The organism is Streptomyces sp. NPDC048514, assembly GCF_043199955.1.
Taxonomy (GTDB): Bacteria; Actinomycetota; Actinomycetes; order Streptomycetales; family Streptomycetaceae; genus Streptomyces.
This window is the reverse complement of sequence record NZ_JBICWT010000011.1, coordinates 358,274-383,191: the sequence shown is the minus strand read 5'-3', so window position 1 is coordinate 383,191 and position 24,918 is coordinate 358,274. Positions and strand designations below refer to the sequence as shown.

Genomic DNA, 24,918 nt, shown 5'->3' with positions numbered 1-24,918 from the left:
CCCGCACCCCGGGCACCCCCCACACGAACCCACGGCCCGGCAACTGCCGGGAGCCACAGCCCCGCCCACCCCACGAACCCACGGCCCGGCAACCCCCTGGGGGCGCGGGGAACCGCGCGACCGGCCACGGACCACCCGCGGGCGAGAACGGCGAGCCGCCACCCGGGAACACGACGGGCGGCCACTCGTCACCGCACCGGGCCGCCACCCCGACGCACCGGACCCCCACCCGCGCGCCCACCGGGAACGCGGCCCTCACACCCCCGGCGTCAGCGCGCTGCGCCTCGGCTGGATGCCTGAGGGAACCGCACGGGCGCGGGCCGGGGTTCCGGTCCAGCAGGTACCTCGGCGGGAGAGAAGCCGCCGCAGCCACAGTTCGAGGGAGACCAGGTCGGCGAGGCCGTCCAGCGGAAGCGGCTCCCCCGCGGCCGCCGCGCGCAGCGCCTTGCGGACGACGCGCGCCTCCACCAGACCGGCGTCGGCGAGAAGCGGCGTGGAGAAGAGGTCGATCAGGGCGTCGGCCGACACCCGCAGGCCCGCGCGCGCGGCGGCCGCCGAGGACGCGTGGGAGGGGGCGCCCCAGCCGGCCGGGAGGCCGGTGACGCCGGCGCCTTCCAGGACCGTACGGAGGATGGCCGCGCGGGCGCCCGGCTGGACCCGCATCGCCTCCGGCAGGTCGCGGCAGGCCCGGACGACCTGGTTGTCGAGGAAGGGCGCGTGCAGGCGCTGGGAGCGGACCTCGGCGGCCTGTTCCAGGACGCGCAGATCGGCGGCGTACCGGGCGAGCGCCGCACGCGCGCGGTGGTCGCCGGGGCGCCGGTCCGGACCGGTGGTGGAGCGTTCCGCCGCGGTCCCCAGCAGAACCGATACTTCAGCCAGTGCCTCTCCCGTCAGCCAGCGCGCCGCCGGCCCGGGTCTGGCCCAGGTCAGCGCGGCGAGGGAAGCGCCGACCGCCCCCTTGGGCTCGTCGAAGCGGCGCCGCATCAGCCGCTCGGCCAGCGCCTCCAGGCCCGCGCGGTACGGAGTGCGGGCGAGGCGCCGGGCCGCGCCGTACACCCGCGCGGGGACCATCACCGAACCGTCCGCCCGGGCGAGGGCGGCGACCGGCCGGACCAGGTACCGGCGCCGGCGGTCCATCAGCAGGTCGGCGAGGCGGGCGGGGTGGGCGTCCAGGACCTGGCGGGCGCCGTGCCCGGTGAAGTGGTCGGCGCTGCCGGCGGCGAGCCGCGCGCGGTGCCGGCCGGCCGAGACCAGCGAGGGCCCCGGCTCGTCGGTGAGGGGGCCGTCGAGGTCGGCGTAGGGCAGCGTCTCCTCGCCGCCGGCGACCACGACGTGGTGCAGGCGGGGGTTGGCGGCGAGGGTGCCGGCACGTTCGAGTTCGGCTTCCCGACCGCCCACGGCGAGGTCGTTGAAGGTGACGGCGAGGAGGCGCTCGCCCGCGCCCGTGCCGTGGCCGAGGAGCGTGCCGGGCCGGCCCGGCAGTCCGGCGGCGAGCAGCGCGAGGGTGCCGGAGGCCGGGCCGCCGGACAGGTCGGCGCCGATACCGGGCACCGGCATCCCGCGCGCGGCCCGCCGCTCGGCGGGGCCCATGCCGGGCACCGGCCCGGGGTCGAGATCGGGCACGTGCCGGGGGGCCGACAGCCGGGTGCGGACCGCCTCCACGAGGGCGTCCCGTACGGCGTCCACGGAGCGACCGGGGTCGGCCGGGGGCGCGGCCACGGCCAGGGAGGCGACCTGTTCGTACCCGGCGATCTCGCGCGCTCCGGCGCGCAGCACCAGCGCATGCCCCGGTGGAATGCGCCGTACGCCGTCGTAGGGAGTGGTGTCACGCAGCGCGGCCGGTACGTCGGGGGCGGCGAGCAGGGCGGCCAGGTGGCCGAAGTCGAGGTTGGCCTCGACGAGGTCGGCGAGGGGCAGGGCCGCGGTGGCGTAGGCCGTGCCGCCGGCCCAGGGGGTGTGGAAGACCGGGCGGGCGCCCGCGAGGTCGCCGCAGACGGTGACGCGCCGGCCCACCTGGACGACGGCCGTGTAACTGCCGGCCCAGGTCGTCAGGTGGCGCAGTGCGCCCCCGCGCGCGGTGAACAGCGCGCGGCGCAGTTCCTCGTCGGAGGCGCCGCAGATACCGAGGACGGCGATCCGGTTCTGTCCGTCGGCGTGCACCAGGCGCACCTCGTCCGGGCGCCAGTCGCCCACCGCCCACAGCGGATCCGGGTCGCCCCACAGGAGTTGGGAGCCGACCGGGTGCAGGGACTCGCCGTCGTAGCCCAGCGCGCCCCCGGCGCTCGTCCCGGCGACGCCCGTGGCGGTGCTGCTCCAACCCACCAACCACCGCATCGACGCCTCCACAGGCTGTGGACCACCAGTGCACCGCATGAACCGGGTCCCCATGCTGCCATGAAGGACGTGCCGGAGAGGGGCGGTGGCGCCGCCTTCGATCGAGGGAAAATCCAGCGGCCACCGCGCGAGCGCCGCGCGGGGACCCGCGGCGGGACCGGCGCGGACGTCTGCGGCAAGTCGGCATGGACGGCCGGAGAGTTGGCGAGCGGCGTGGTGTTCCGGGGTGCGGTGGCCCCCGACGGGCGACGCGAATGCGCCCCCTGTACGCTCCCTAAAACGCCTTTCGCGCCGCCAAGTTGCAAGGTCGCAGCGCGAAACAATCGCATGGGCCGGGATCGATTTTCGGCCAAATACGCGGCGAGCGGCCGGCTTCGAGCACTCTCCGTACAGGCCTGCGGAACGCGCGGCGGAATGCACACGCGCACAGTCCGGGAGGCGGGCATCGCCTCCCGGACCGGTCCGCCACCCGCGGGGATGTAGGTGGCGGTGTCCCCCAGCCCGCTGGATCCAGTACAGCGGGCCGACCCACGCAAGAGCCATGGAACCGCTCCCCGGATGGCCGGAGAAGAGCGCACGGACGGGCGCACGGCCACACGGGCAGGGGCACGCGGCGGCAGGCCGTGCACGGTGCGTACAGGGCCGCCGCTTCGTACGGACCACAATCCCGCCAACCGGAACAATGCCCCTTAACGCTTGGGATGCGGCGAACTACGCTGGGTTTACGAATGCCGCGTGCTTATGCCAGCGCGACAGCCGTCTGTGTCGAGGGGTGGCTCATGTCCAGGGAGCAACGCGGGCCGAACGAGAAACTCGGCGCCGTTCTCGCCCTCGCGGGAATCAGCAACGCAGGACTCGCGCGGCGCGTCAACGACCTCGGCGCACAACGCGGGTTGACGCTTCGCTACGACAAGACCTCCGTGGCGCGCTGGGTGTCGAAGGGCATGGTGCCGCAGGGCGCGGCGCCGCACCTCATCGCGGCCGCCATCGGGCAGAAGCTCGGCCGCCCGGTGCCGCTCCACGAGATCGGCCTGGCGGACGCCGACCCCGCGCCCGAAGTGGGACTCGCCTTCCCCAGAGACGTGGCACAGGCGGTGAAGTCGGCGACGGAGCTGTACCGTCTCGACCTCGCCGGGCGCCGGGCCGGCTCCGGCGGCATCTGGCAGTCCCTCGCCGGATCGTTCGCAGTGAGCGCATACGCAACGCCCGCCTCACGATGGCTGATAACCCCCGCCGACAGTTCGGTCGCGCGGGAGGCGGGCTCCGCCGAGGACTCGGGCGCACCGATCAAAGTCGGCCACAGCGATGTGCAGAAGCTGCGGGAGGCCGCCGAGGACGCCAGGCGATGGGACTCCAAGTACGGGGGCGGTGACTGGCGTTCGTCGATGGTGCCGGAGTGCCTGCGGGTGGAGGCGGCACCGCTGCTGCTCGGCTCCTACTCCGACGAGGTCGGCCGCGCCCTGTTCGGGGCCTCAGCGGAACTGACCCGGCTCGCCGGCTGGATGGCCTTCGACACCGGACAGCAGGAGGCCGCGCAGCGGTACTACATCCAGGCGCTGCGACTCGCGCGCGCGGCGGCCGACGTGCCGCTCGGGGGCTATGTCCTCGCCTCCATGTCTCTGCAGGCCACCTACCGTGGCTTCGGTGACGAGGGGGTCGATCTGGCGCAGGCCGCACTGGAGCGCAACCGGGGCCTGGCGACGGCCCGCACCATGAGCTTCTTCCGGCTGGTCGAGGCGCGGGCCCACGCGCGCGCCGGGGACGCGCAGGCGGCGGGCGCGGCGCTGAAGGCGTCCGAGGGCTGGCTCGAGCGGTCCCGGGAGGGCGACAGCGACCCGACCTGGCTCGGTTTCTACGGATACGACCGTTTCGCCGCCGACGCGGCCGAGTGCTACCGGGACCTGAAGGCGCCGCGGCAGGTCCGGCGCTTCACCGAGCAGGCGCTGTCGAAGCCCACGGAGGAGTTCGTGCGGTCGCACGGGCTGCGGCTGGTCGTCTCGGCGGTGGCCGAGCTGGAGTCCGGGAATCTGGACGCGGCCTGCGAGCAGGGCGTACGGGCCGTGGAGGTGGCCGGTCGGATCTCGTCGGCGCGGACGACGGAGTACGTGAAGGACCTGCTGCACCGGCTGGAGCCGTACGGGGACGAGCCGCGGGTGGTGGAGCTGCGCGAGCGGGCCCGGCCCCTGCTGATGGCCCCGGCGTAGCAGCGGCGAGACCTTTCCTCCCCCGCTGATGGCCCCGGTGCGGAGGCGGCGAGACCTTCCCGCCCCTTGCCGGCGCCGCACTCTCCGGCGTTTGAAGCCACTGTCAGTGGCGCAGTGCACTATCGAGGTGGGAGGTGGTGCAGGTGCCGGTCGGGGCGTACGACTGTGACGTGCTCGTGGTCGGCGGGGGGATCGTCGGCCTGTCGACGGCGTACGCGATCACGCGGAGCGCGCCGGGCACGCGGGTGACCGTGCTGGAGAAGGAGCCGGGCCCGGCCCGGCACCAGACGGGTCGCAACAGCGGGGTCATCCACAGCGGGATCTACTACCGGCCGGGCTCGCTCAAGGCGCGGTACGCGGTGCGGGGCGCCGCCGAGATGGTGAAGTTCTGCGCCGAGTACGGCATCGCGCACGCCGTCACCGGCAAGCTGATCGTCGCCACCGAGCGGGAGGAGCTGCCGCGGCTGCACGGGCTCGTGCAGCGCGGCCGGGAGAACGGCATCCCGGTCCGGGAGCTGGGAGCCGCACAGATCGCCGAGTACGAGCCGGAGGTGCGCGGCCTCGCGGCGATACACGTCGGCACGACCGGCGTGTGCGACTTCGTGGGCGTCGCACGGCAGCTGGCCCGGGCCTCCGGGGCGGAGATCCGCTACGGCGCGCGGGTAGTCCGGGTGGACCGGCGGCCGGACCGGGGCGTGGCCGTCCTCACCGCCGGCGGGGACGTGCTCCGCGCCCGCGTGCTGGTGAACTGCGCCGGACTGCACTGCGACGAGGTGGCACGGCTGACCGGGGACGAGCCCGGGGTGCGGATCGTCCCGTTCCGCGGGGAGTACTACGAGCTGGCGCGGCCTGAGCTGGTGCGCGGGCTGGTGTACCCGGTGCCGGACCCGGCGTTCCCGTTCCTCGGCGTGCACCTGACCAGGGGGATCGACGGGGGCGTCCACATCGGGCCGAACGCGGTGCCGGCACTGGCCCGGGAGGGGTACGGCTGGGGGGTCGTACGGCCCCGGGAGCTGGCCGGGACCGTGGCGTGGCCGGGATCATGGGCGATCGCCCGGCGGCACTGGCGGTACGGCGCGGGGGAGCTGCACCGGTCGCTGTCCAAGGGGGCGTTCCTCGAGGCGGTGCGCAGACTGCTGCCCGGGGTGGATGCCGGGGACCTGGTGCGGGCCCCCGCCGGGGTGCGGGCGCAGGCGGTGCTGCGGGACGGCACGCTCGTGGACGACTTCCTGATCCGGGAGGGGGTGCGGGCGGTGCACGTGCTGAACGCGCCGTCTCCCGCGGCCACCGCGTCCCTCCCGATCGGCAGGGAGGTCGGGCGCCGGGTACTGGATCTGCTCGGCTCGCTGTAGCGGCCACACCGGCGGCTCCGCCACCGGACCCGCCAGGCACCACACACCGGACCCCGGCAGGCACCACACACCGGACGTCGGCCGGCACCGCACACCAGACCCCGGCAGGCACCACACACCGGACGTCGGCCGGCACCGCACACCAGACCCCGGCCGGCACCACACACCGGTGGCCGCCGGGGGCCGCCGGCGACAGGGCGCCCGCGCGGAGCCCCCCCCGCCGGCCGACGGGGCGTACCCGCGCGGGCCCGTAAAATCGGTGGCACTGTGTCTGATTTCCTCAACACCCCCGAAGTCCCGCCGTCGGCCCCGCACGCCCCCGGTGTGTCCGTCCGGCACACCCGGACCAAGGGAGAGCCCCGGTTCCCCGACGGGCCCAAGGCCGATCCGGCCGGATCGCACTTCGAGCGGCGGATCCGCAGTTTCCAGCCGCGGCGCAGCCGAGTGACGGCCGGGCAGGCCGACGCGCTGCAGCGGCTGTGGCCCAAGTGGGGGTTCGACATAGACGGCCGGCAGGTCATCGATCCGGCCGAGCTGTTCGGGAACGACGGCCCCGTCGTGCTGGAGATCGGCTTCGGGATGGGGGAGGCCACCGCTCAGATGGCCGCCGCCGACCCCGGCACCAACATCCTCGCGGTCGACGTGCACACCCCCGGGCAGGGCAATCTGCTCAACCTCGCCGACCACAACGGGCTCTCCAACATCCGCGTGGGCAACGGTGACGCGATCATCCTGCTCCGCGAGATGCTCCGGCCCGACTCGCTGGACGGGCTGCGCGTCTACTTCCCCGATCCCTGGCCCAAGAAGCGGCACCACAAGCGGCGGCTGATCCAGCCCGAGTTCCTGACGCTCGCCGCCACCCGGCTGAAGCCCGGCGCGCTCGTGCACTGCGCGACCGACTGGGAGCCGTACGCCGAACAGATGCTCGAGGTGCTCGGCGCGCATCCCGACTTCGAGAACACGCAGGCCGAGGGCGGTTTCGCGGCTCGCCCGGCGTCCCGGCCGCTGACCCGTTTCGAGGGACAGGGACTGGACAAGGGTCATGTCGTGAACGATCTGCTGTTCCGGCGCGTACCGCACCGGAACGGCCAGCCACCCGGACCGCAGGTTCTGCGGACGGGCCGGTAAACCGCTCCAGACCCTCGTCCCGTCACCGTTAGGGTCGATGCCGTGGCCACCAGTGCTCCGTTTCCGACTCCCCCCGCCGGCCCCGGCACCGGACTGCTCCGGCACCCGCACTGGTGGCAGCGCGGGTGGGTCAGGTACGGAGCACTGATCACCCTGCTGGTGCTGTCCGGGCTGGTGATCCTCGCGCTGGTGCGGCGGCAGACCGGCACCGAGGGGCTTCTGGTGGGGCTGGGCCTGGCCGTGCTGCCCGTGCCCTGGCTGACGGCCGCCTTCCGCTGGCTGGACCGGGTGGAGCCGGGCCCCTGGCGGAACCTGGTCTTCGCCTTCGCCTGGGGTGCCTGCGCGGCGGCGCTGATGGCCATCGTCGCCAACACCTTCGCGACCAAGTGGATAGCCACCGCCACCGCAGACCCGGCCGGCGCCGACACCCTCGGCGCCACGGTGATAGCCCCGGTCGTCGAGGAGTCCGCCAAGGCCGCGGCCGTACTGCTGGTCTTCCTCTTCCGCAGACGTCATTTCACCGGGCTCGTGGACGGGGTGGTGATAGCCGGGATCACCGCCACCGGGTTCGCGTTCACCGAGAACATCCTCTATCTCGGCACGGCCTTCGGGACCGACCAGCTGAGCGGTGACCGCGGTATCGCCTCCGTCACCGCCGCGACGTTCTTCGTGCGCATCGTGATGTCCCCGTTCGCGCACCCCCTGTTCACCGTGCTGACCGGCATCGGCTTCGGCCTCGCCGCGCTGTCCGGTGAGCGGCAGCGGCTTCGGCGGGCACTGCTGCCGGTGTGCGGGCTGCTGCTCGCGATGACCATGCACGCCCTCTGGAACGGGTCCTCCACCTTCGGGCAGTACGGGTTCTTCGCGGTCTACGGCGGGTTCATGGTGCCCGTGTTCGCCCTGCTGACCTGGCTCGCGGTCTGGACGAGGCAGCGGGAGCTGCGGACCGTGCAGACGGAACTGCCGGCGTACGTGCTGGCCGGATGGCTGGGGCCGGCCGAGCCGATCGCGCTCGGGTCGATGCGGGCGCGGCGGATGGCCCGGGAGTACGCCCGGCACCACTTCGGGGGCCGGCCGGCGGCGCGCACGGTGGCCGAGTACGAGGCGTACGCCACCTCGCTCGCGTTCCTGCGGCACCGGGGGCGGCGGGGGCGGGCCGGGGCGGACTTCGTCGTACGCGAGCGGGAACTGCTGACCGAGCTGTGGCAGCGCAGGGCGGTCGCACGGCCGGCCCTGGACTACGCGGCCAGGGCCTCCGCGCCGGCTCCGGCGCCGGCGGCTCCGGTGTACTGGACCCCGCCGCCGTACGGCTACCCGACGGTGCCGTACCCCGCGTACCACTCGTATCGGCCCTGACTCCCGCACTCCCGCGCCCCACCTGTATCGCCCAGACCAGCGCGCTTTCGCGTGCCGGGTGCGGCCGCGTGGCACGCCACCCGGCCGGGTGCGGCCGCGCTACGCCGACGCGTCCGTCAGCTTCTGCAGGTCCTCGTCCGGCAGGGTCAGCCCGGCCACCTGCAGCAGCGCCGGGAGCTGGTCCACCGTCCGGGCCGAGGCGATGGGGGCCACGACGGTCGGCTGGGCGGCGAGCCAGGCCAGGGCGACCGTCGCGACCGGGACCCGGTGGGCCTCGGCGACCTCGTCCAGGGCCGCCAGGACCCGCCGGCCGCGCTCGGACTCGAGGTGCTTGGCGGCCCCGTCGGCCCGGGCGCTGTCGACGGTCGCGCCGGGACGGTACTTACCGGTCAGGAAGCCCGAGGCGAGGGAGAAGTAGGGCACGGCCGCGAGGCCCTCACGGTCTGCCAGGTCCTGCAGCGGGCCTTCGTAGGTGTCCCGGGAGACCAGGTTGTAGTGGGGCTGGAGGGCGACATAGCGGGCCAGGCCCTCGCGGTCGGAGAGGTCGAGCGAGGCCTTCAGGCGCTCGGGGGTGATGTTGGAGGCGCCGATGTGCCGGACCTTGCCGGCCTTCACCAGCTCGTCCAGCGCGCCGATGATCTCCTCTACAGGCACCTCGGGCTTGTCGAAGTGGGTGTAGTAGAGGTCGATGTGGTCGGTGCCCAGCCGGCGGAGCGAGGCGTCGGCGGCCGCCTTGATGTTGGCGGCGCTCAGACCCTGGTACTCCGGGTGCTGGCTGACCTTGGTGGCGATGACGACGTCGGCGCGGTTGCCGCGGGCCTTGACCCACTTGCCGATGATCGTCTCGGACTCACCGCCCTGGTTGCCCTCGATCCAGGCGCTGTAGCTGTCCGCGGTGTCCAGGAAGTTGCCACCGGCGGCCGTGTAGGCGTCGAGGACGGCGAAGGAGGCCTGCTCGTCGGCGGTCCAGCCGAAGACGTTGCCGCCGAGGGCGAGCGGGAAGACCTCGAGGTCGGAGGAACCGAGTTTGCGCGGAGAAGTCATACTTCGCGTCAACACCGACAGCGGATGATCCCATTCCGCCATCGGCGCCAAGTTCCCGCAAAGGCGGGCGCCCCAGGGCTCCGTACAGGAGGACGCCACCGGGGCTTCCGCGAAGCCGGACGCCACGGGGGCTTCCGCGAAGCCGGACGCCGGCAGGTCTTCCGCCGACGAGCACCCCGCGGTCCCGCGCAGCGAAGGTCAGGGGTTGATGCCCTTGCCCTGCAGCCACGCCATCGGGTCGATGCCGGTGGCGTCGCCGTTCGGGTGGACCTCCAGGTGCAGGTGCGGGCCGGTGACGTTGCCGGTGGCGCCGACGCGGCCGATGACGTCGCCCGTGCCGACCTTCTGGCCGACGGAGACACTGATCGAGGACTGGTGGCAGAACCACAGCTCCGTGCCGTCGTCGAGGGTGAGGACCGTCCGGTAGCCGTAGGAGCCGGCCCAGCCCGCCTGGGTGATCGTGCCGCCGTGGATGGCCTTGATGAGGGTGCCCGTGGGGGCGGCGAAGTCGAGGCCGGTGTGGTGGCCTGAGGACCACATCGAACCGGCCTGGCCGAAGGTCGAGGTGATCGTGTACGAGGACGTCGGCAGCGTGTACTGCTTGGCCAGCTCGGCCAGCCGCTTCGCCTCGGCCGCCTTCTCGGCGTCGGCCTCCGCCTTCTCCTTGGCGGCGGCGGCCTTGGCCGCGGCCTCCTTCTCCGCCTTGGCGGCGGCTTCCGCGCTCTGCTTCTCGGCGGTGGCCAGCGCGGCGGCGGTGGCCCTGCTGTCGGCCTTGCTCTGCTGCTGCTCGGCCTGGGCCATGATCCGGTTGCGCAGGGTCTCGCCCGCGTCGGTGTGCTGCTCGGTGTCCGCGGAGGTCACGCCGACGTCGCTGAGCGCGGTGGTGCTCGCCTCGGGCGCCGGCGAGGAGCCGTCCTCGAACAGCGAACCCATGGAGGGCAGGTCCGGCAGGGAGATGGACACCGGCGGCTTGCCGGTGTTGGCGCTGGCCATGCCGCCCGCGCCGACCGCGGCGATCACGCCGACGCCGAGGACGGTGGAGCTGCGGGCGAATCCGCCGCGCTGCTTGGCGACGCGGTGCCGGCCGCGAACCGGGGTGATGGACTCCTCGGTGGGATTCCACTCCTCCCAGGGGCCCTCCTCGGCGCTGTAGGAGCCGTACCCGAAGGTCTCGGGCTCGGACGGTGCCGGTATGAACGGGGCTTCTGGGGCAGGCCGGTTGGACGCCACGCGGGCGCGCTCCTTTCCTTCCGCCGCCTACCGGGTTAGCTGACGGGTTCGGAGCAGGAAGGTCTCCTACGCGCGTAAACCGGACGTGGACTCAGCGAGTTCACGACGGCTTTCGCGTGATTCACCCCAAAGGTGGTGGTTCCCCGGTTCCCTCGCGGGATTCGGCGCGTGCGCACGGAGCCGTCTCTTGTGACGGCTGGGACGACCGCGCTGCGTTATCGAACGTTAATAGACCCGGCAGGTGGTTTCCAAGCCGTTCGGCTTGATCATTAATGTTCCCGGCCATGGACTTACCCTGCAGTCCGCTGCAAATCGGGCGAGTTGACCGAGATTCAGGAGTCACAGAGGTTTTGATGGTGACTCAGGTGTCCTGCGGACGGGGGTCGTGCGGTCACCGACGGTGAGGGCGGTCACGACCGCCGTACGGCGAGCCGTTCACGGTTGCCGTACGGCGAGCAGCGCCATGTCGTCCGCCATCCCGCCCCCGGAGTGCCGCCGCACCTCCGCGGCGAGCCGGCCCAGCAGCGCGCCGGGGCCGGGGAAGACGCGGCCGGCCAGCCGCCGCTCGGGTTCGTAGAAGCGGCCGTGGGCGTCCCGGGCCTCGGACAGGCCGTCGGTGTAGAGCAGCAGGGTGGCCCCGCTCGGGAAACGGGTCTCCAGTGCCCGGTCGGGCCAGCCGCCGAGGTCACGCATGCCGAGCGGCAGCGCCGGTTCGTGCCCGGTCAGGGTCCGCAGGGAGCCGTCGGCGTGCAGCACCAGCGGCGCCGGATGGCCGCGGTTGACGACCCGTACGACGCCGTCACCGTGCGGGAGTTCGGCGAGCACGGCGGTGGTGAAGCCCTCGAACGCGTCGATACCGTCCCGCCGGGTGCCCTCGCGGGCCAGCGCCCGCTCCAGGCGCTGAGCCACCGCCTCCAGCGTGGCCTCCTGCTCGGCCGCCTCCCGGAACGCCCCGATCACCACGGCGACGGCGGCGACCGCACTCAAGCCCTTGCCGCGCACGTCCCCGACGACCAGCCGCACGCCGTACGGGCTGTCCTGCACCGCGTACAGGTCGCCGCCGATGGACGCGTCCCGGCGCGCCGCCTCGTAGCAGGCGGCGATCTCGAAGCCGCCGATCCGCTCGGCGGGCTGGGGCAGGACGGCCCGCTGGGCGGCCTCGGCGATCTCCCGGGCGGAGGCCAGCCGCCGGTCGCCGAGGCGGACGGCGCGGTTGATGGCGACGGCCAGCAGGGCGACCGTGGCGACGGTCACGCCGTCGGTGACGGTGGCCGGCGCCGAGTGGCCGCCGGCCTGGGCGTTCACGGCGTACGCGGCGGCGAGGGCGGCCAGGCCGGTCAGGACCGTGGTGCGCAGTGCGGACAGGGGCGCCGCGATCAGCGGGGCGGCGGTGAAGAACGGGACGGCGGTGAAGCCCTCAGGTGTGAGCAGGCCGTAGAGGACACCGCCCGCGACGAGGAGGGCGGGCAGGGCGCGGGCCAGGGCGCGTGGGCCGGGGCGGCGGGACCTTCGCACGGGTGCGGGCTCGTCACCGATACCCGGGTCCGGCACGAGGTCGCCGGGGAGCCTGCCGCCGGCCCTGGCGTACGCGTTCTCCTCCAGCTCACCAGGGCGCACCGCATGTCTCCCACGTGTCCGACGTAGGTCCAGGGTTGCGGGCCCCGGGACGCGGGGCGACCGGTGTGGACCGACCGGATGATCGACTGTGACGTACGCCACGTGGCCCCGATCGCCGTGACCGCCCTCTCCGGCGGGACGGCGCCGGACAAACACTCAGGGCCGGAATCCAAGTACTGGATTCCGGCCCTGAGTCTTCAGTAGCGGGGACAGGATTTGAACCTGCGACCTCTGGGTTATGAGCCCAGCGAGCTACCGAGCTGCTCCACCCCGCGTCGTTGTGTCTCAAGCATACGCCATGCGAAGGAGTGGTTGCACACCGGTTTCCTCCGGGCCCCGATCACCGGGGCTCCGGGGGTGCCGCTCAGCTCGGCAGGTGCGCGTTCGGCGCCTTGGCCGGCGCCTCGAACTCGGGGAGTACGACGACCTCGGCTCCGCTGCCCAGCAGCAGGCCGGTGCCGTCGGCCCCCGCGACGAAGGTGTCCGGCTCCCGCCAGGCGGTGACCACCCGGCGCACCCCGGCCCGCAGGATCAGCTCGGCGCAGGGCACGGGCCGGGAGGCGCGGCGGGCGCAGGGCTCCAGGCTGCTGTAGACCGTGGCACCGGCCAGCCTTGGATCGGCCGTGTCGAGCTTCGCCAGCGCCGCCTCCTCGGCGTGGACCACCGGGTCGCCGCCTTCCCGGGAGTGGCCACGAGCCAGTTCGGTGCCGTCGGCGGCGACCACGACGGCACCGACGCTGAAGGCCGTCTCCGAGGGCGGGCACAGGGCGGCGAGTTCACAGGCGGTGCGCAGCCAGTGCCGGTCGGCGGCCGTGGGGGCGGCACCGGCACCGGGAGCCGTGGGCTCGTAGCGCATGAGGACGACGTCCTCGATGCGGAGGGTCTCGACCAGACGCAGCCGGCCGCCCTGGTACGGCCCCGGCCCGAACAGGCGCGGGGCCGCCGGGTCGCCCACGAAGAGCGGGGCGAGGACCAGCTGGAGTTCGTCGGCGAGCCCCTGCCGCAGGAGCTGGGTGTGCACCTGCCCGCCGCCCTCGACCATCAGGCGCGCGACCCCGCGCACCTCGTGCAGGTGTTCCAGCAGGAGCCGCCAGTCGATGCCGGGGCCGAGCGGGACGACGTCGGCGGTGCCGCCGAGGAGGCGGCGGGCCCGTTCGGCGCCGTCGTCGGTCGTGTAGACGAGTTTCTCGCCGCCGGTGTGCCAGAAGTGGGCGTCGGGGTCGAGGTCACCGGAGGCGGTGACGGTCACCTTCAGCGGGTACGCGGGCCTGCCCTCCGCCAGCCGGGCCGCGCGCCGCTCGGCGGAGTTGACCAGCAGGCGCGGATTGTCGGCGCGGATCGTGCCGGCGCCGACGAGGATCGCGTCGGCGCCGGCCCGCACCTCGTCCACCCGGTCGAAGTCGGCCGGACTCGACAGCAGCAGCCGCTCGGGGCCGGTGTCGTCCAGGTAGCCGTCGAGGGAGACGGCGGCGGACAGCAGCACGTACGGCAAAGGCATCGGCGCACTCCCTCGCGGCGACCCGGCGGACTCACCGAATCTTGGTTCAAGTTTGAAACAAACTTACACTGGCGGCATGACGACCCGCTGGCTCACCCCCGAGGAGCAGCGCGCCTGGCGCGCCTACCTCGCCGCCTCCCGGCTGCTGGAGGACGCGATCGACCGGCAGCTCCAGCAGGAGGGCGGCATGCCCCACCTGTTCTACTCGGTACTGGCCAACCTCTCCGAGGCACCCGACCGGCGGCTGCGCATGACCGACCTCGCGGAGACGCTGAAGATCACCCGCAGCAGGCTGACGTACGTGGTGACGCGGCTGGAGCGGGACGGGCTGGTGCGCCGGGAGGACTGCCGCCGGGACAGGCGCAGCAGTCTCGCGGTGCTGACGGACGAGGGCATGACCGTGCTGGAGCGTACGGCACCCGGCCACGTCGGGACGGTACGCAGTGTCCTGTTCGACCGGCTCGGCCCGGAGCAGGTGGGGCAGCTGGAGGACATCTGCACGGGGATCGCCCGAGGGCTGGAGGGGGAGGGCCAGGCGCAGGCGGCCGTGGAGGACGTGCCGTGGCGCCGGCGCTCGTCGCCGTGTTCGGGCACCACCGACGAGTGAGCCGGCCGGGGCAGTTCGCACGAAGGCCTCGCCGTTCATTGCTTCAACTTTAAAGCATGGGATAGGGTCCGGATCTTGGCATCTGCTTCAAAACTGAAGCAGATAGTACGGACAGATCCCGGAGATCCGCATGCCCGACACCCCCGCCGCCACCCCGCGCGCCCGCGTCCGGGTACCGCTGCGCTTCCACGACGGTTACGGCGCCGACGCGGAGCTCGTCACCTTCCACGGTCTCGCCGACGGCCGGGAGCACATCGCCGTCGTCCTCGGCGACCCCGGCCCGGTCCCGCTGGTGCGGCTGCACTCCGAGTGCCTGACCGGCGACGTGTTCGGCTCCGCCCGCTGCGACTGCGGGCCCCAGCTGCGCGAGGCGGTCGAGCGCATCGCCGACCGCGGCGGCGTGCTGCTCTATCTGCGCCAGGAGGGCCGCGGTATCGGCCTCTACAACAAGCTCGACGCCTACGCCCTCCAGGACCAGGGCCTCGACACCTATGAGGCGAACGCCGCGCTCGGCCTGCCGGAGGACGCCCGCGACTACACCGCCGCCGCGCAGATGCTCGCCGCGCTCGGCATCGGCGAACTGGACCTCCTGTCGAACAACCCCGACAAGGCCGAGCAGCTCCGCGCGCTGGGCACCGCCGTCCGGGACCGGGTGCCGACCGGTGTCTTCACCACGGCCCACAACGTCCGCTACCTGCGCGCGAAGGTCCTCCAGACCCAGCACACGCTGCCGCTCGCCGAGCTGAACGGAGTGAACGGCGGGCACGGGGTGACCGGGCTGCCGGAACCGATCGTGGGCTGAGCACGGGCACGGCGCGGGCGTGGCGCGGGCGTGGCGCGGAGGAAGAGCTCTCGCACGGCACCGATCACTTCGCCTGCAGTACTGTGCCCGAAGTGGTCCCTGCCAAGTCCCCAACAGCGCACCGGAGTCGCGGCCCATGGTGAGACGGAACGACCGGCGGCGCGCCGCGCTCGTCGACGCCGCGATCGAGGTGCTGGCCAGGGAAGGCGCCCGGGGGCTCACCTTCCGGTCGGTGGACGCCGAGGCCGCCGTGCCGCTCGGCACGGCCTCCAACTACTTCGCCGACCGCGACGACCTTCTCACCCAGGCCGGCGCCCGGGTCTACGAGCGGCTGCGGCCCGACGAGGCCACCGTCACCCGCCAGCGGACCGCCGACCGCGACCGGGCCACGTACACGCTGCTGATGCGGGAACTCGTCGGCCGTGTCTCCGCCTTCCGCACCGGCTACCTCGCGCTGCTGGAACTGCGCCTCGAGGCCACCCGCCGCCCCGGGCTGCGCGCCGTCCTCACCGAGCGCGTCCGCGCCGACCTGGACGCCAACGTGGCCTACCACGAGGCCTCCGGGCTCCCCGGCGACGCCATGGCCGTCAAACTGCTGTACCTCACCCTGAACTGGCTGATCGTCGAACAGCTCACCCTGCCCGACGTCCTCACCGAGGCGGAGCGCGACGAGCTGGTCGCGGCCGCGGTCGAGCGGATCGTCGCGGACCCCGCGTCCCGCTGCGGGCCGCCCTGACCGCCTGTGGAAACACCACAGCGCCCGAGTCGGCCGAAGCCGGCTCGGGCGCTGTACGGCAGGTCGGAGGGGGTGACCCCTCCTCCCGCAGCCGTAGGCCCTGTGGGACTCGAACCCACAACCAATGGATTAAAAGTCCACTGCTCTGCCAATTGAGCTAAGGGCCCGGGCGATGTTGCCTGTCCGAGCATAGCGGGACGAGGCCGGGTCTCCGATCGGGTATCGGGACACCGGCCGCGTCGGGGAGGGACGGAGCGGGGCGTTGGTCACGTTTCGGCGGATTCCGGCATGGGGGCCGGGGTCCGGGCGAGGAACCAGTGACGGGCCGAGGCCAGCCACCAGGCGGCGGCGAAGCCCAGGACGACCAGGACGGCGACCGGGGCGTAGTTGAAGGTCTTCCAGGTGACCGGGGAGACCTGCGGGAGCATGAAGAGGATCGTGATCACGGCGACCCAGAGCACCGAGACGACCCCTATGGTCTGCGACCAGCGACCCAGGTGCCAGGGCCCGCGCTCGAAGGCCGCGCCCCTGCGGATCCGCAGGAAGGTCGGGATGACGTACGCGATGTACAGGCCGATGACCGCGATCGAGGTCACCGCCGCGTAGGCCGTCGAGTTGATGAGGTAGGGCAGGCCCAGGGCGAGGGCGGCCAGTGCGGCCAGCCAGACCGCCGCCACCGGAGTGCGGGTGCGTGGGCTGACGGTGTGCCAGACGTGCGAGAAGGGCAGTGCGCCGTCCCGGGAAAAGGCGTAGATCATGCGGCTGTTGGCGGTGACGGAGGCCATGCCGCAGAACAGCTGGGCGCCGATCACCACCAGCAGCAGGAGTTTGCCGGTCGTGGCGCCGAGGGCGTCGAGGAGGATCTGGGCCGGCGGGGCGCCCGTGGGGGAGGCCAGCTCCTTGTCGTAGGACTGGATGGCGAAGGTGAAGCCCAGCAGCAGGACGAAGCCGGCGATCCAGGAGGTCCAGATGGACCGGACGATGCCCCGGGGCCCGGCCGTGGACGCGTCGTGGGTCTCCTCCGTCATATGGGCCGAGGCGTCGTAACCGGTGAAGGTGTACTGGGCCATCAGCAGGCCGAGCAGGACGACGTACGGGCCGCTGCCCCAGCCCGTCTCGTCGACGAAGTGCGTGAACACGAAGGACGCCGACTGGTGATGGTCGGGGACGAGGGCGAGGGCGCCGACGATGACCGCGACGCCGAGGACGTGCCACCACACGCTCACGCTGTTCAGGAAGGCGACGATCCGGACGCCGAAGGTGTTCAGCAGGCCGTGCAGCACGAGGATCGCCGCGAACAGCAGCACCGTGCGGCCCGGGGTCACCTCGAAGCCGAACTGGAGGTTCAGGTACGCGCCCAGGAAGGAGGCCGCGCCGAAGTCGATGCCCGCAGTCACCGCGACCTGGCCCAGCACGTTGAACCAGCCCGTGAACCACGCCCAGGCCGCCGCCGAGCGCGGCGGGGCCAGCCGGTGGGCCCAGAAGTACAGACCGGCCGATGTCGGGTAGGCGGAGCAGATTTCGGCCATCGAGAGGCCGACGAACAGGGTCATCAGGCCGACCGCGACCCACCCCCACGTGATCACCGCCGGGCCGCCGGTGGTCATTCCGAACAGGTACAGGGTGAGACAGCCGGACAGCACCGAGATGATCGTGAAGGAGACGGCGTAGTTCGAGAACGCCGACATCCGGCGGGCGAGGACCTGGGTGTAACCGAGCTGGGCCAGTCGTTCCTCGTCCGACAAGCCGCCCACTCTCGCGTCATCTGTCATGCCCCCAGCAATTCCCTCGCCGGGGGCGTGACATGCGTCACGAGTCGACTCCATGTGGCCGGAAAAGCCCCTTGCGGGCCCGGCCGCTCGCGCACCCGGAACGGCGGAGGGGGGGGGGGGGGGGGGGGGGGGGGGGGGGGGGGGGGGGGCCGGGCCGGGGGGGGGGGGCGCGCGGACCCCCCCCCCCCCCCCCCCCCCCCCCCCCCCCCCCCCCCCCCCCCCCCCCCGCCGCCCCCCCCCCCCCCCCCCCCCCCCCCCCCCCCCCCCCCCCCCCCCGCCCGGGGGCGGGCGGCCCCTTCCTCGCCTCAGTGGGCGTCAGCCGTTGCGCTTCCAGCGCGGCTTGTCGTCGCGGCGGCCGAAGGAGCCGGTGCCACGGTGGTCGTCACGACGGCCGTTGGGACGGTCGTGGCCACCGGGGCGGTCGTGGCCACCGGGGCGGAAGCCCGGACGGTCGTCGCGGCGCTCGCGGTTGAACGGACGGTCGCTGCCCCGGTGTCCGCCGCGCTCGTCCCGGCGGAAGCCGCCACGGTCGTCGCGGCGCTCGAAGGGACGGCCACCGCGGTCACGGTCGAACGGACGGCGCTCGTCGCGGCGCTCGAAGGAACGGCCACCACGGTCACCGCGGTCACCGCGGTCACCGCGGTCGTCGCGACGCTCGAAACCACGGCCACCACGGTCGTCACGACGCTCGAAACCACGCTCACCGCGGTCACGGTCGAACGAACGACGGTCGTCGCGACGCTCGAAACCACGGCCACCACGGTCACCACGGTCGTCACGACGCTCGAAACCACGCTCACCGCGGTCACGGTCGAACGAACGACGGTCGTCACGACGCTCGAAACCACGGCCACCACGGTCACCACGGTCGTCACGACGCTCGAAACCACGCTCGCCACGGTCGTCACGGCGCTCGAAGCCGCGCCGCTCCTTGCGCTCATACGGCGCCGAGGCCGCCGGGCGCTCCTCGCGCGCGGCGCTACGCTCCGCGGGCTGCTCGGCGACGGCCGTCTCGGCCAGGGCTTCGGCGGCGGACGCCTGGGCCTCGGCCACCGCGGTCTCCGGGTCCTCGCCGCGGTCGCGGGCGACGCGCGCGACCAGCCGGTCGGCCTCCTCGCGCAGCTCGGTCGCACGGCGCTGGGCGCGCTCCAGCTCCTTGGTGAGCTGGACGACCTCCCGCTCGGCCTGCTGGGCGGCGTTGCCCGCGGACTCGGCCTGGACCTCGGTCATGGACCGGGCGCCGGTGATCTCGGCGACCTCCGGGTCGAAGGCGGCACCGCCCTGGATGATGTGACGGCCGGCGTCGACGCCGGCGTCCTCCATGAGGCGGAAGATCTGGCGCCGCTGGTGCGGCAGCGACAGGGACACCACGGTGCCCGTGCGGCCGGCGCGAGCGGTACGGCCGGAGCGGTGCAGGTAGTCCTTGTGGTCACCGGCCGGGTCCACGTTCAGGACCAGGTCGATGCCGTCGACGTGGATGCCCCGGGCGGCGACGTCGGTGGCGACGAGCGCGTTGACGTAGCCGTCCTTGAAGTCGGCCAGCGTCCGGGTGCGGGCGCCCTGCGTCATGCCGCCGTGCAGCGCGTCGGCCTTCACACCGGCGTCGCGGAGCTGCTCCGCGATGCGGTCGGCGCCGAGCTGCGTGCGGACGAAGATGATCGTGCGGCCCTTGCGGGAGGCGATCGCGGCGGTGACCGGCGCCTTGTCCTTGGGCTTCACGATGAGGATGTGGTGCGACATGGTCGTGACGTTGCCCTGGGCGCTGTCGACCTCGTGCGTGACCGGGTCGGTCAGGTAGCGCTTGACCAGCGTGGAGATCTCGTTCTCCATCGTGGCCGAGAACAGCATGCGCTGGCCGCCGGCCGGGACCTGGTCGAGCAGCTCGGTGACCTCGGGCAGGAAGCCCAGGTCGGACATCTGGTCGGCCTCGTCGAGGACGGCGATCTGGGTGTTCTCCAGGGAGCACGCGCCGCGGTTGATGATGTCGCGCAGCCGGCCCGGCGTGGCGACGAGGACGTCGACGCCGCGCTCCAGGGCGTAGATCTGGTTGCCCATCGACGTACCGCCGCAGACGACCTTCATCTTGAGGCCGAGGACGTCGCCGTAGGGCTGCAGCGCGTCGGCGACCTGCATGGCCAGCTCACGGGTCGGCGTGAGGATGACGGCGCGCGGCTTCTTCTTCTCGGTGTGGCCGCCGGCGAGCCGCGCCAGGGTCGGCAGACCGAAGGAGAGGGTCTTGCCGGAGCCGGTGCGGCCACGGCCGAGGATGTCCTTGCCGGCCAGGGCGTCCGGGATGGTCGCGGCCTGGATCGGGAAGGGGGTCGTCACGCCGTTCTGTGCGAGCTTGCGCACGATGCCCTCGGGGAGGCCGAGGTCGGCGAAGGTGATCTGGGGGGACTGAGGGGTGTCAGTGGCCTCGGGGGCCTCGGTGACCTCGGTCGTCACGTCGGTGAGTTCGTTGTCGTTCTCGGACACGACGATCTGGTCAGTACTGGACACGGACATGCGAATGCGAAACCTTCCGGAGTCTCTTCGGCACGCGCCCGTCAACTCCGTGATTCGCTCACGACCGCCTCAATGCGGTCCGCCACGGCAAAGGAGAGTACGCGCCACACGGCGCGCTCTGTGATGGCGCCGGGCAAATGGGATCAAACGATCTACCACCATACGCACCCACCACCCCTGAAGGCAAACCGACCTCATAACCGCAGGCCGGACCCCCTCCCCCCGCACCCCGGCAGCGCCGAGCAGCCCATCGACGCCGCTCACCACGCCCCGAAGACCGCGCCCGCCGCGCCCCGGCGGCCCGGTGATACCGCTCACTTCCCGCGCATCGGCGGACGGCCACGCCGGCGGCCGGAAGCCCGGCGGGCGTCACACCGGGATGCCCGCCGCGGGCGCCGGTACCGGCTCGCGCTGGACCAGTTGCGGCCCCGTCTCCTCGTGGGCCGACGAGGACGGCTCGGCCGACGGTGGCTCCGAGGCGGGCGGTGGCGGCGGAGAGGCGGGCGGTTCGGGCGGCGCCGAGATGGGCGGCGGCTCCGGCTGGTCCTGGGTCGGCGCGGGATCCCCGGGGTCGACGGTCCCGCCGGGCTTCGTCGGAGCCGCGGAAGCGCTGTCCGGCCCCGACGGCGTGGCCGATGCCGAGGCCGACTCCCCCGGCTTCGTCTTGCCGCGGCGCCCGTGCTTGCCGTCACCCCGCGCACCGCCGTGCCCCCGGCCGCCCTCACCCCACACCGGCCCGCCGTCCGGGGCCTCACCGCCGTGCCGTCCGGCCGAGTGGGAGGGCCTGGCCCGGCCCGCGTCGTCCCCCACGTTCACACAGCCGGCCACCGCCGTGACAGCGAGCACCGTGACGACCAGACGGACAGGTACGTAACTGGGGCGCACGGCGGCCACCTCCGGGGACAAGGAAAGGAGTCAACCTCCCCAACTCCAGCCGCCCGCAGGAGGACACGCGCCGCGTTCGAATCGGCACTCACCCGTAGCCGAGGGCGTGCAGGCGCGCGTCGTCGATGCCGAAGTGGTGGGCGATCTCGTGCACCACGGTCACCTCGGTCTCCGCGACGACGTCCTCGCGGGTCTCGCACATCCTGAGCGTCGGCCCCCGGTAGAGGGTGATCCGGTCCGGCAGGACCCCGGCGTACCACTCGCCCCGGTCGGTCAGCGGGGTCCCCTCGTAGAGCCCGAGCAGCTCGGGGTCGTCGGCGGGAGGTTCGTCCTCGACGAACACCGCCACGTTGTCCATGAGCCGCGTCAGCTCCGGCGGGATCCGGTCGAGCGCCTCGGCGACCAGTTCCTCGAACTCCTCGCGCGTCATCTCCAGCACAGGCTCATTGTCCGGCACGCGGGGCCGATGAGCGGGGCCCGTACGCGTGTGATCAAGGCCGGGGTACACACCTGCCGTCGCATATCCGCGCACGGACGTGGGCATACGGGACCAATGGCCCGCGTCCCCGTCGCAGCCCTGACCCACCTGCCGAACCGGATCTCGAACCGCATACGCCGCAGCCGCGAGCCGGCACCGCCCGCCCTGGAGCCGGCCGAGCGCCCCCGGCCCTGGCTCCGCGCCCTCGGCCTCACGGCGGTCGTCCTCGCCGGTGCCTGGCTGGGCCTGCTGATCGTCGGCAGCGTACGGGCCCCGGTGGGACCCATGAACACGACGATGGCCCTGCGCCCCTCTCTCACCGGCGGCACGAAGATCAACATCTCGCCGCTCGGCGCGCTGAGCCTGGACAGCCATGCCGCCCCCGTCCGGCTGGACGTCAACGTCGACCAGCTGGACCCGGTGCGCTCACAGGCCCTGGTCGACCACCCCGAGCGGCTCTCCGGTCTCCAGGACGAGGTCACCGGCGACGTCGAGCGCGGCACCCGCGACCTGGCCGTGCGCTCCTGCGTGGCCGTCGTCGCCGGCGCCACGGCACTCGGCCTGGCCGTCTACCGCCGCCCGCGCCGGGCCCTCGCGGCCGGCGGTCTGGCCCTGGCCCTGCTGGCCGCGTCGGGCGCGACCGCGTACGCCACCTGGAACCCGAAGTCGGTCCTGGAGCCGAGGTTCTCCGGGCTGCTCAGCTCGGCGCCGTCCGTGGTCGGCAACGCCCGCAGCATCGTCACCGAGTTCGACGTCTACCAGAAGGAGTTGGCGCGCCTGGTGACGAACGTGACCAAGCTCTACGACGTCACGTCCACGCTCCCGGCCTACCGGCCCGACCCCTCCACCATCAGGGTCCTGCACGTCTCCGACATCCATCTGAACCCGGCGAGCTGGAAGATCATCGCCTCGCTGGTGCAGCAGTACAAGGTGAACGTGATCGTCGACTCCGGGGACACGATGGATCACGGCTCGGCGGCGGAGAACGGCTTCCTGGACCCGATCGCGGACCTCGGAGCGCCGTACGTCTGGGTACGGGGCAACCATGACTCCGCGAGCACCCAGCGCTACCTGGAGCACATGAAGAACGTGCACGTCCTGGACGACGGCCGGGCGGAGACCGTCGGCGGCCTGCGCTTCGCGGGCATCGGCGACCCGCAGTTCACCCCCGACCGCTCGGTCGTGCCGGGCAGCGAGGCCTCCGAGGAGCTGGCGGGCGACCGGCTCGCCAGCTCTCTGCGCGACCAGCGGGCGGTCGGCACGCCGGTGGACGTGGCGATGGTCCACGAGCCGACGGCGGCCCGGGAGACGGACGGCGCGGTCCCGCTGGTGCTGTGCGGGCATCTGCACCACGAGGGCACCGAGATGCTGAAGCACGGCACCCGGCTGCGCAGGGAGGGCTCGACGGGCGGCAGCGGCCTGCGCGCGGTGGAACACCAGTACCCCGCTCCCGTCCAGGCGTCGATCCTCTACTTCGACCGCGGCAGCCGCCGTCTCCAGGCCTGGGACGCGATCGAGCTGGGCGGGCTGGGGCTGACAACGGCCGAGGTCAGCCGCCATCTGGCGGACGAGAACCGTCCCGAGACGGCCCCGGCCGGTACGCCCTCCGCCACCCCGTCCGGGCGGCCGTCCCGACGCTCTCCGTAAACCGTTTTGGCGATCCCACCCGCCATCCCATATGCTTCTCACGTCCCCGACGCGCTGCGAAGCGCCCAGGCGGGCCGATAGCCCTCATCGTCTAGCGGCCTAGGACGCCGCCCTTTCAAGGCGGTAGCACGGGTTCGAATCCCGTTGGGGGCACGCAAGATCGTGTGCGACACTGTTGCACACAAGCTTGGTCCTGTGGAGCAGTTTGGAGTGCTCGCCACCCTGTCAAGGTGGAGGCCGCGGGTTCAAATCCCGTCAGGACCGCTGGTGTTTCACGTGAAACACCGTGGCTGGGTAGCTCAGTTGGTACGAGCGTCCGCCTGAAAAGCGGAAGGTCGCCGGTTCGACCCCGGCCCCAGCCACAGCCGCCCTGTACAGGGGCTGAGCCCCTCTCCATCTCTCTGGAGAGGGGCTCTTCTGTATGACGGTTCACACCGATTCAAATAAGCAGTGGTCATTGGTTCTCAAGTCTCGTTGCTGCTGAACTTCCGCGGAAATCGACTTGATGAGCGGCTTTCCCGGACCGGACTGGAACGTCGTACACCAGCACGGCGGTTTCACCGCGCCGCAGTAGGACGGCATGCCGCCACGGTCACTGAGAGATCGGACCGCCGCCCGCCCGGCCCACCCCCCGGGCGGCGTGGGCGGCACCGACCGGGCGGCCGCCCGGATGCCGATGGCGCCAGATCAGGAAGACCCCGCAGGAGACGATCAGCCAGCCCGCCAGCACCAGGAACGGGAAGGCGTGCTGGTATCCCCGGAAGTACACCGCCGTGTGCTGGGCGTTCACCGAGGCACCGGGCGGCAGCCAGCGGCCGATCGTGCCGAGCGGGGACGGCAGCAGCGGCCAGGAGACCGCGCCGCCGGACGAGGGGTTGCCCAGCAGGACCATCAGGCCCCACGTCGGGAGCATGGCCCAGCGGCCGAAGAGGGTGTTGAACATCGTGAACACCATGCCCGAGGTGAACATCGTCAGGGCGAGGATCAGCCAGGACTCGGCGAACGGCAGCCTGAGCGCGCCGAGCAGCCAGTCCACCACCGCGGCGATCACGAACCCGCCCAGCAGCGAGTACGCGAGGGTGAAGGCGATGCGCTCCAGCGGGTTCAGCTCCCGGGCGTGCACGCTGAGCTGGATGGCACCGACGAAGCCGATGATCACGGCGGCGAGCGAGATGTAGAAGATCGCCAGCCCTCTCGGATCACCCTTCTGCAGCGGCCTGAGATCGTGCACCACCACGGGCGTGCCCGTGGCCTCGCCCACCTTCACCGCCGCCTCGGTGAGCACCTGGGCGACCGTCGCCCCGGAGGCCCCGGACACATCGAGCCCGATGGCCCGGCCGGCCGGTGGCACCTCGAACACCGCGAACTCCCTCTGCCGTTCCACCGCGCGCACCGCCGCCCGTCTGCTGTCGTACGGGTGCAGCTTGAGCGAGGCGCCCAGGGCCCGCTCCATGCCCCCGATGAAGCGCCGGGCCGCCGGCTCGTCGTAGCGGCCGACCACGGCGGTGGGAATGCTGTGCGGGGTCGGGTTGGCCATGGCGTAGGTGTAGGACCCGGCGAAGAGGCCGGCAGCGGCGGCGAGGATCAGCAGCAGGACCGACGCGGGCAGGAACGGCGAGGCCCGGAACGCCGCGAAGCGCTCCGCACGGGTCGGGGGCCGGCCGTGCTCTCCGTGCGGCGAATCGGACATAGAGGTCACGCTAGATCAATAAGTGCACACCGC

General features: G+C 72.9%; 18 protein-coding genes, 5 tRNA genes and 1 riboswitch. Of the genes, 11 read left to right on the top strand and 12 right to left on the bottom strand.

Annotation, left to right across the window (positions count from 1 at the left end):
* Positions 1-255 precede the first annotated feature (255 nt).
* Positions 256-2,334, bottom strand: coding sequence for an asparagine synthase-related protein (locus tag ACGFT2_RS25880; protein WP_393282174.1), 2,079 nt, complete (start codon positions 2,332-2,334; stop codon positions 256-258).
* 779 nt (positions 2,335-3,113) lie between these two features.
* Here ACGFT2_RS25880 and ACGFT2_RS25875 point away from each other — a divergent pair.
* The 4 genes from ACGFT2_RS25875 (at position 3,114) to ACGFT2_RS25860 (ending at position 8,374) form a co-directional block, all read left to right on the top strand.
* A complete protein-coding gene (locus ACGFT2_RS25875; protein WP_393282173.1) occupies positions 3,114-4,538 on the top strand; it encodes an MFS transporter in 1,425 nt (474 codons plus the stop codon).
* Between the two features lie 134 nt (positions 4,539-4,672).
* Positions 4,673-5,890, top strand: a complete 1,218-nt coding sequence (lhgO, locus tag ACGFT2_RS25870) for an L-2-hydroxyglutarate oxidase (protein ID WP_393282171.1) — start codon at positions 4,673-4,675, stop codon at positions 5,888-5,890.
* A gap of 267 nt (positions 5,891-6,157) precedes the next feature.
* Positions 6,158-7,018, top strand: a complete 861-nt coding sequence (gene trmB, locus ACGFT2_RS25865) for a tRNA (guanosine(46)-N7)-methyltransferase TrmB (protein ID WP_393282169.1) — start codon at positions 6,158-6,160, stop codon at positions 7,016-7,018.
* A gap of 42 nt (positions 7,019-7,060) precedes the next feature.
* Positions 7,061-8,374 (top strand): PrsW family intramembrane metalloprotease, encoded by a 1,314-nt coding sequence (locus ACGFT2_RS25860; RefSeq protein ID WP_393282168.1) that lies wholly within the window; start codon positions 7,061-7,063, stop codon positions 8,372-8,374.
* Positions 8,375-8,473: 99 nt separating this feature from the next.
* On the opposite strand, the gene ACGFT2_RS25855 is transcribed toward ACGFT2_RS25860, so the two are convergent.
* The 5 genes from ACGFT2_RS25855 to ACGFT2_RS25835 all read right to left on the bottom strand — a co-directional run bounded on the left by ACGFT2_RS25855 (position 8,474) and on the right by ACGFT2_RS25835 (position 13,763).
* Positions 8,474-9,418, bottom strand: a complete 945-nt coding sequence (locus tag ACGFT2_RS25855) for an aldo/keto reductase (protein WP_393282167.1) — start codon at positions 9,416-9,418, stop codon at positions 8,474-8,476.
* A 198-nt stretch (positions 9,419-9,616) separates the two neighbouring features.
* On the bottom strand, positions 9,617-10,648 hold the full coding sequence (locus tag ACGFT2_RS25850) for a M23 family metallopeptidase (protein ID WP_393282165.1): 1,032 nt from the start codon (positions 10,646-10,648) through the stop codon (positions 9,617-9,619).
* Positions 10,649-10,655: 7 nt separating this feature from the next.
* A riboswitch (cyclic di-AMP (ydaO/yuaA leader) is annotated at positions 10,656-10,825 on the bottom strand.
* A gap of 258 nt (positions 10,826-11,083) precedes the next feature.
* Positions 11,084-12,265 (bottom strand): PP2C family protein-serine/threonine phosphatase, encoded by a 1,182-nt coding sequence (locus ACGFT2_RS25845; protein WP_393282164.1) that lies wholly within the window; start codon positions 12,263-12,265, stop codon positions 11,084-11,086.
* Between the two features lie 201 nt (positions 12,266-12,466).
* Positions 12,467-12,540: transfer RNA gene (locus ACGFT2_RS25840), tRNA-Met, on the bottom strand.
* Positions 12,541-12,629: 89 nt separating this feature from the next.
* Positions 12,630-13,763 (bottom strand): dihydrofolate reductase family protein, encoded by a 1,134-nt coding sequence (locus ACGFT2_RS25835; RefSeq protein ID WP_393282163.1) that lies wholly within the window; start codon positions 13,761-13,763, stop codon positions 12,630-12,632.
* Between the two features lie 76 nt (positions 13,764-13,839).
* Between ACGFT2_RS25835 and ACGFT2_RS25830 the strand changes: the two genes are divergently transcribed.
* The 3 genes from ACGFT2_RS25830 (at position 13,840) to ACGFT2_RS25820 (ending at position 15,908) form a co-directional block, all read left to right on the top strand.
* Complete coding sequence (locus ACGFT2_RS25830; RefSeq protein ID WP_393282162.1) at positions 13,840-14,370, top strand: MarR family winged helix-turn-helix transcriptional regulator; 531 nt, start codon at positions 13,840-13,842, stop codon at positions 14,368-14,370.
* 130 nt (positions 14,371-14,500) lie between these two features.
* Entirely contained in the window at positions 14,501-15,172 is a 672-nt protein-coding gene (gene ribA / locus ACGFT2_RS25825) for a GTP cyclohydrolase II (protein ID WP_393282160.1), read from the top strand.
* Positions 15,173-15,308: 136 nt separating this feature from the next.
* Positions 15,309-15,908 carry a TetR/AcrR family transcriptional regulator gene (locus ACGFT2_RS25820; RefSeq protein WP_393282158.1) on the top strand — a complete coding sequence of 200 codons (600 nt, stop codon included), beginning with the start codon at positions 15,309-15,311 and terminating at the stop codon, positions 15,906-15,908.
* A 94-nt stretch (positions 15,909-16,002) separates the two neighbouring features.
* Here ACGFT2_RS25820 and ACGFT2_RS25815 read toward each other — a convergent pair.
* The 5 genes from ACGFT2_RS25815 to ACGFT2_RS25795 form a co-directional block, all read right to left on the bottom strand.
* A tRNA-Lys gene (locus ACGFT2_RS25815) sits at positions 16,003-16,075 on the bottom strand.
* Between the two features lie 99 nt (positions 16,076-16,174).
* The gene (locus ACGFT2_RS25810; protein ID WP_393282156.1) at positions 16,175-17,680 is read right to left on the bottom strand and encodes an amino acid permease; all 1,506 of its coding nucleotides are present in this window, start codon (positions 17,678-17,680) and stop codon (positions 16,175-16,177) included.
* Between the two features lie 315 nt (positions 17,681-17,995).
* Positions 17,996-20,185 carry a DEAD/DEAH box helicase gene (locus tag ACGFT2_RS25805; RefSeq protein ID WP_393282154.1) on the bottom strand — a complete coding sequence of 730 codons (2,190 nt, stop codon included), beginning with the start codon at positions 20,183-20,185 and terminating at the stop codon, positions 17,996-17,998.
* 369 nt (positions 20,186-20,554) lie between these two features.
* On the bottom strand, positions 20,555-21,070 hold the full coding sequence (locus ACGFT2_RS25800; protein WP_393282153.1) for a hypothetical protein: 516 nt from the start codon (positions 21,068-21,070) through the stop codon (positions 20,555-20,557).
* Positions 21,071-21,158: 88 nt separating this feature from the next.
* Positions 21,159-21,509, bottom strand: coding sequence for a metallopeptidase family protein (locus tag ACGFT2_RS25795; protein ID WP_393282151.1), 351 nt, complete (start codon positions 21,507-21,509; stop codon positions 21,159-21,161).
* A 114-nt stretch (positions 21,510-21,623) separates the two neighbouring features.
* Between ACGFT2_RS25795 and ACGFT2_RS25790 the strand changes: the two genes are divergently transcribed.
* From ACGFT2_RS25790 to ACGFT2_RS25775, 4 genes are all read left to right on the top strand, one after another.
* Positions 21,624-23,195 carry a metallophosphoesterase gene (locus ACGFT2_RS25790; RefSeq protein ID WP_393282149.1) on the top strand — a complete coding sequence of 524 codons (1,572 nt, stop codon included), beginning with the start codon at positions 21,624-21,626 and terminating at the stop codon, positions 23,193-23,195.
* Positions 23,196-23,275: 80 nt separating this feature from the next.
* Positions 23,276-23,348 (top strand) — tRNA-Glu (locus tag ACGFT2_RS25785).
* A gap of 36 nt (positions 23,349-23,384) precedes the next feature.
* A tRNA-Asp gene (locus ACGFT2_RS25780) sits at positions 23,385-23,459 on the top strand.
* 24 nt (positions 23,460-23,483) lie between these two features.
* Positions 23,484-23,557 (top strand) — tRNA-Phe (locus ACGFT2_RS25775).
* A 230-nt stretch (positions 23,558-23,787) separates the two neighbouring features.
* Here ACGFT2_RS25775 and ACGFT2_RS25770 read toward each other — a convergent pair.
* Positions 23,788-24,885, bottom strand: a complete 1,098-nt coding sequence (locus ACGFT2_RS25770) for an ABC transporter permease (protein WP_393282147.1) — start codon at positions 24,883-24,885, stop codon at positions 23,788-23,790.
* Positions 24,886-24,918 lie beyond the last annotated feature (33 nt).

What these genes read in the sequence shown, in the direction of transcription:
- ACGFT2_RS25790 (WP_393282149.1), top strand. Translation starts at nt 21,624, where the DNA reads ATGGCCCGCGTCCCCGTCGCAGCCCTGACCCACCTGCCGAACCGGATC.
- ACGFT2_RS25875 (WP_393282173.1), top strand. Translation starts at nt 3,114, where the DNA reads ATGTCCAGGGAGCAACGCGGGCCGAACGAGAAACTCGGCGCCGTTCTC.
- ACGFT2_RS25880 (WP_393282174.1), bottom strand. Translation starts at nt 2,334, where the DNA reads ATGCGGTGGTTGGTGGGTTGGAGCAGCACCGCCACGGGCGTCGCCGGG.
- ACGFT2_RS25810 (WP_393282156.1), bottom strand. Translation starts at nt 17,680, where the DNA reads ATGACAGATGACGCGAGAGTGGGCGGCTTGTCGGACGAGGAACGACTG.
- ACGFT2_RS25805 (WP_393282154.1), bottom strand. Translation starts at nt 20,185, where the DNA reads ATGTCCGTGTCCAGTACTGACCAGATCGTCGTGTCCGAGAACGACAAC.
- ACGFT2_RS25835 (WP_393282163.1), bottom strand. Translation starts at nt 13,763, where the DNA reads ATGCCTTTGCCGTACGTGCTGCTGTCCGCCGCCGTCTCCCTCGACGGC.
- ACGFT2_RS25830 (WP_393282162.1), top strand. Translation starts at nt 13,840, where the DNA reads ATGACGACCCGCTGGCTCACCCCCGAGGAGCAGCGCGCCTGGCGCGCC.
- ACGFT2_RS25855 (WP_393282167.1), bottom strand. Translation starts at nt 9,418, where the DNA reads ATGACTTCTCCGCGCAAACTCGGTTCCTCCGACCTCGAGGTCTTCCCG.
- ACGFT2_RS25770 (WP_393282147.1), bottom strand. Translation starts at nt 24,885, where the DNA reads ATGTCCGATTCGCCGCACGGAGAGCACGGCCGGCCCCCGACCCGTGCG.
- ACGFT2_RS25820 (WP_393282158.1), top strand. Translation starts at nt 15,309, where the DNA reads ATGGTGAGACGGAACGACCGGCGGCGCGCCGCGCTCGTCGACGCCGCG.
- ribA (WP_393282160.1), top strand. Translation starts at nt 14,501, where the DNA reads ATGCCCGACACCCCCGCCGCCACCCCGCGCGCCCGCGTCCGGGTACCG.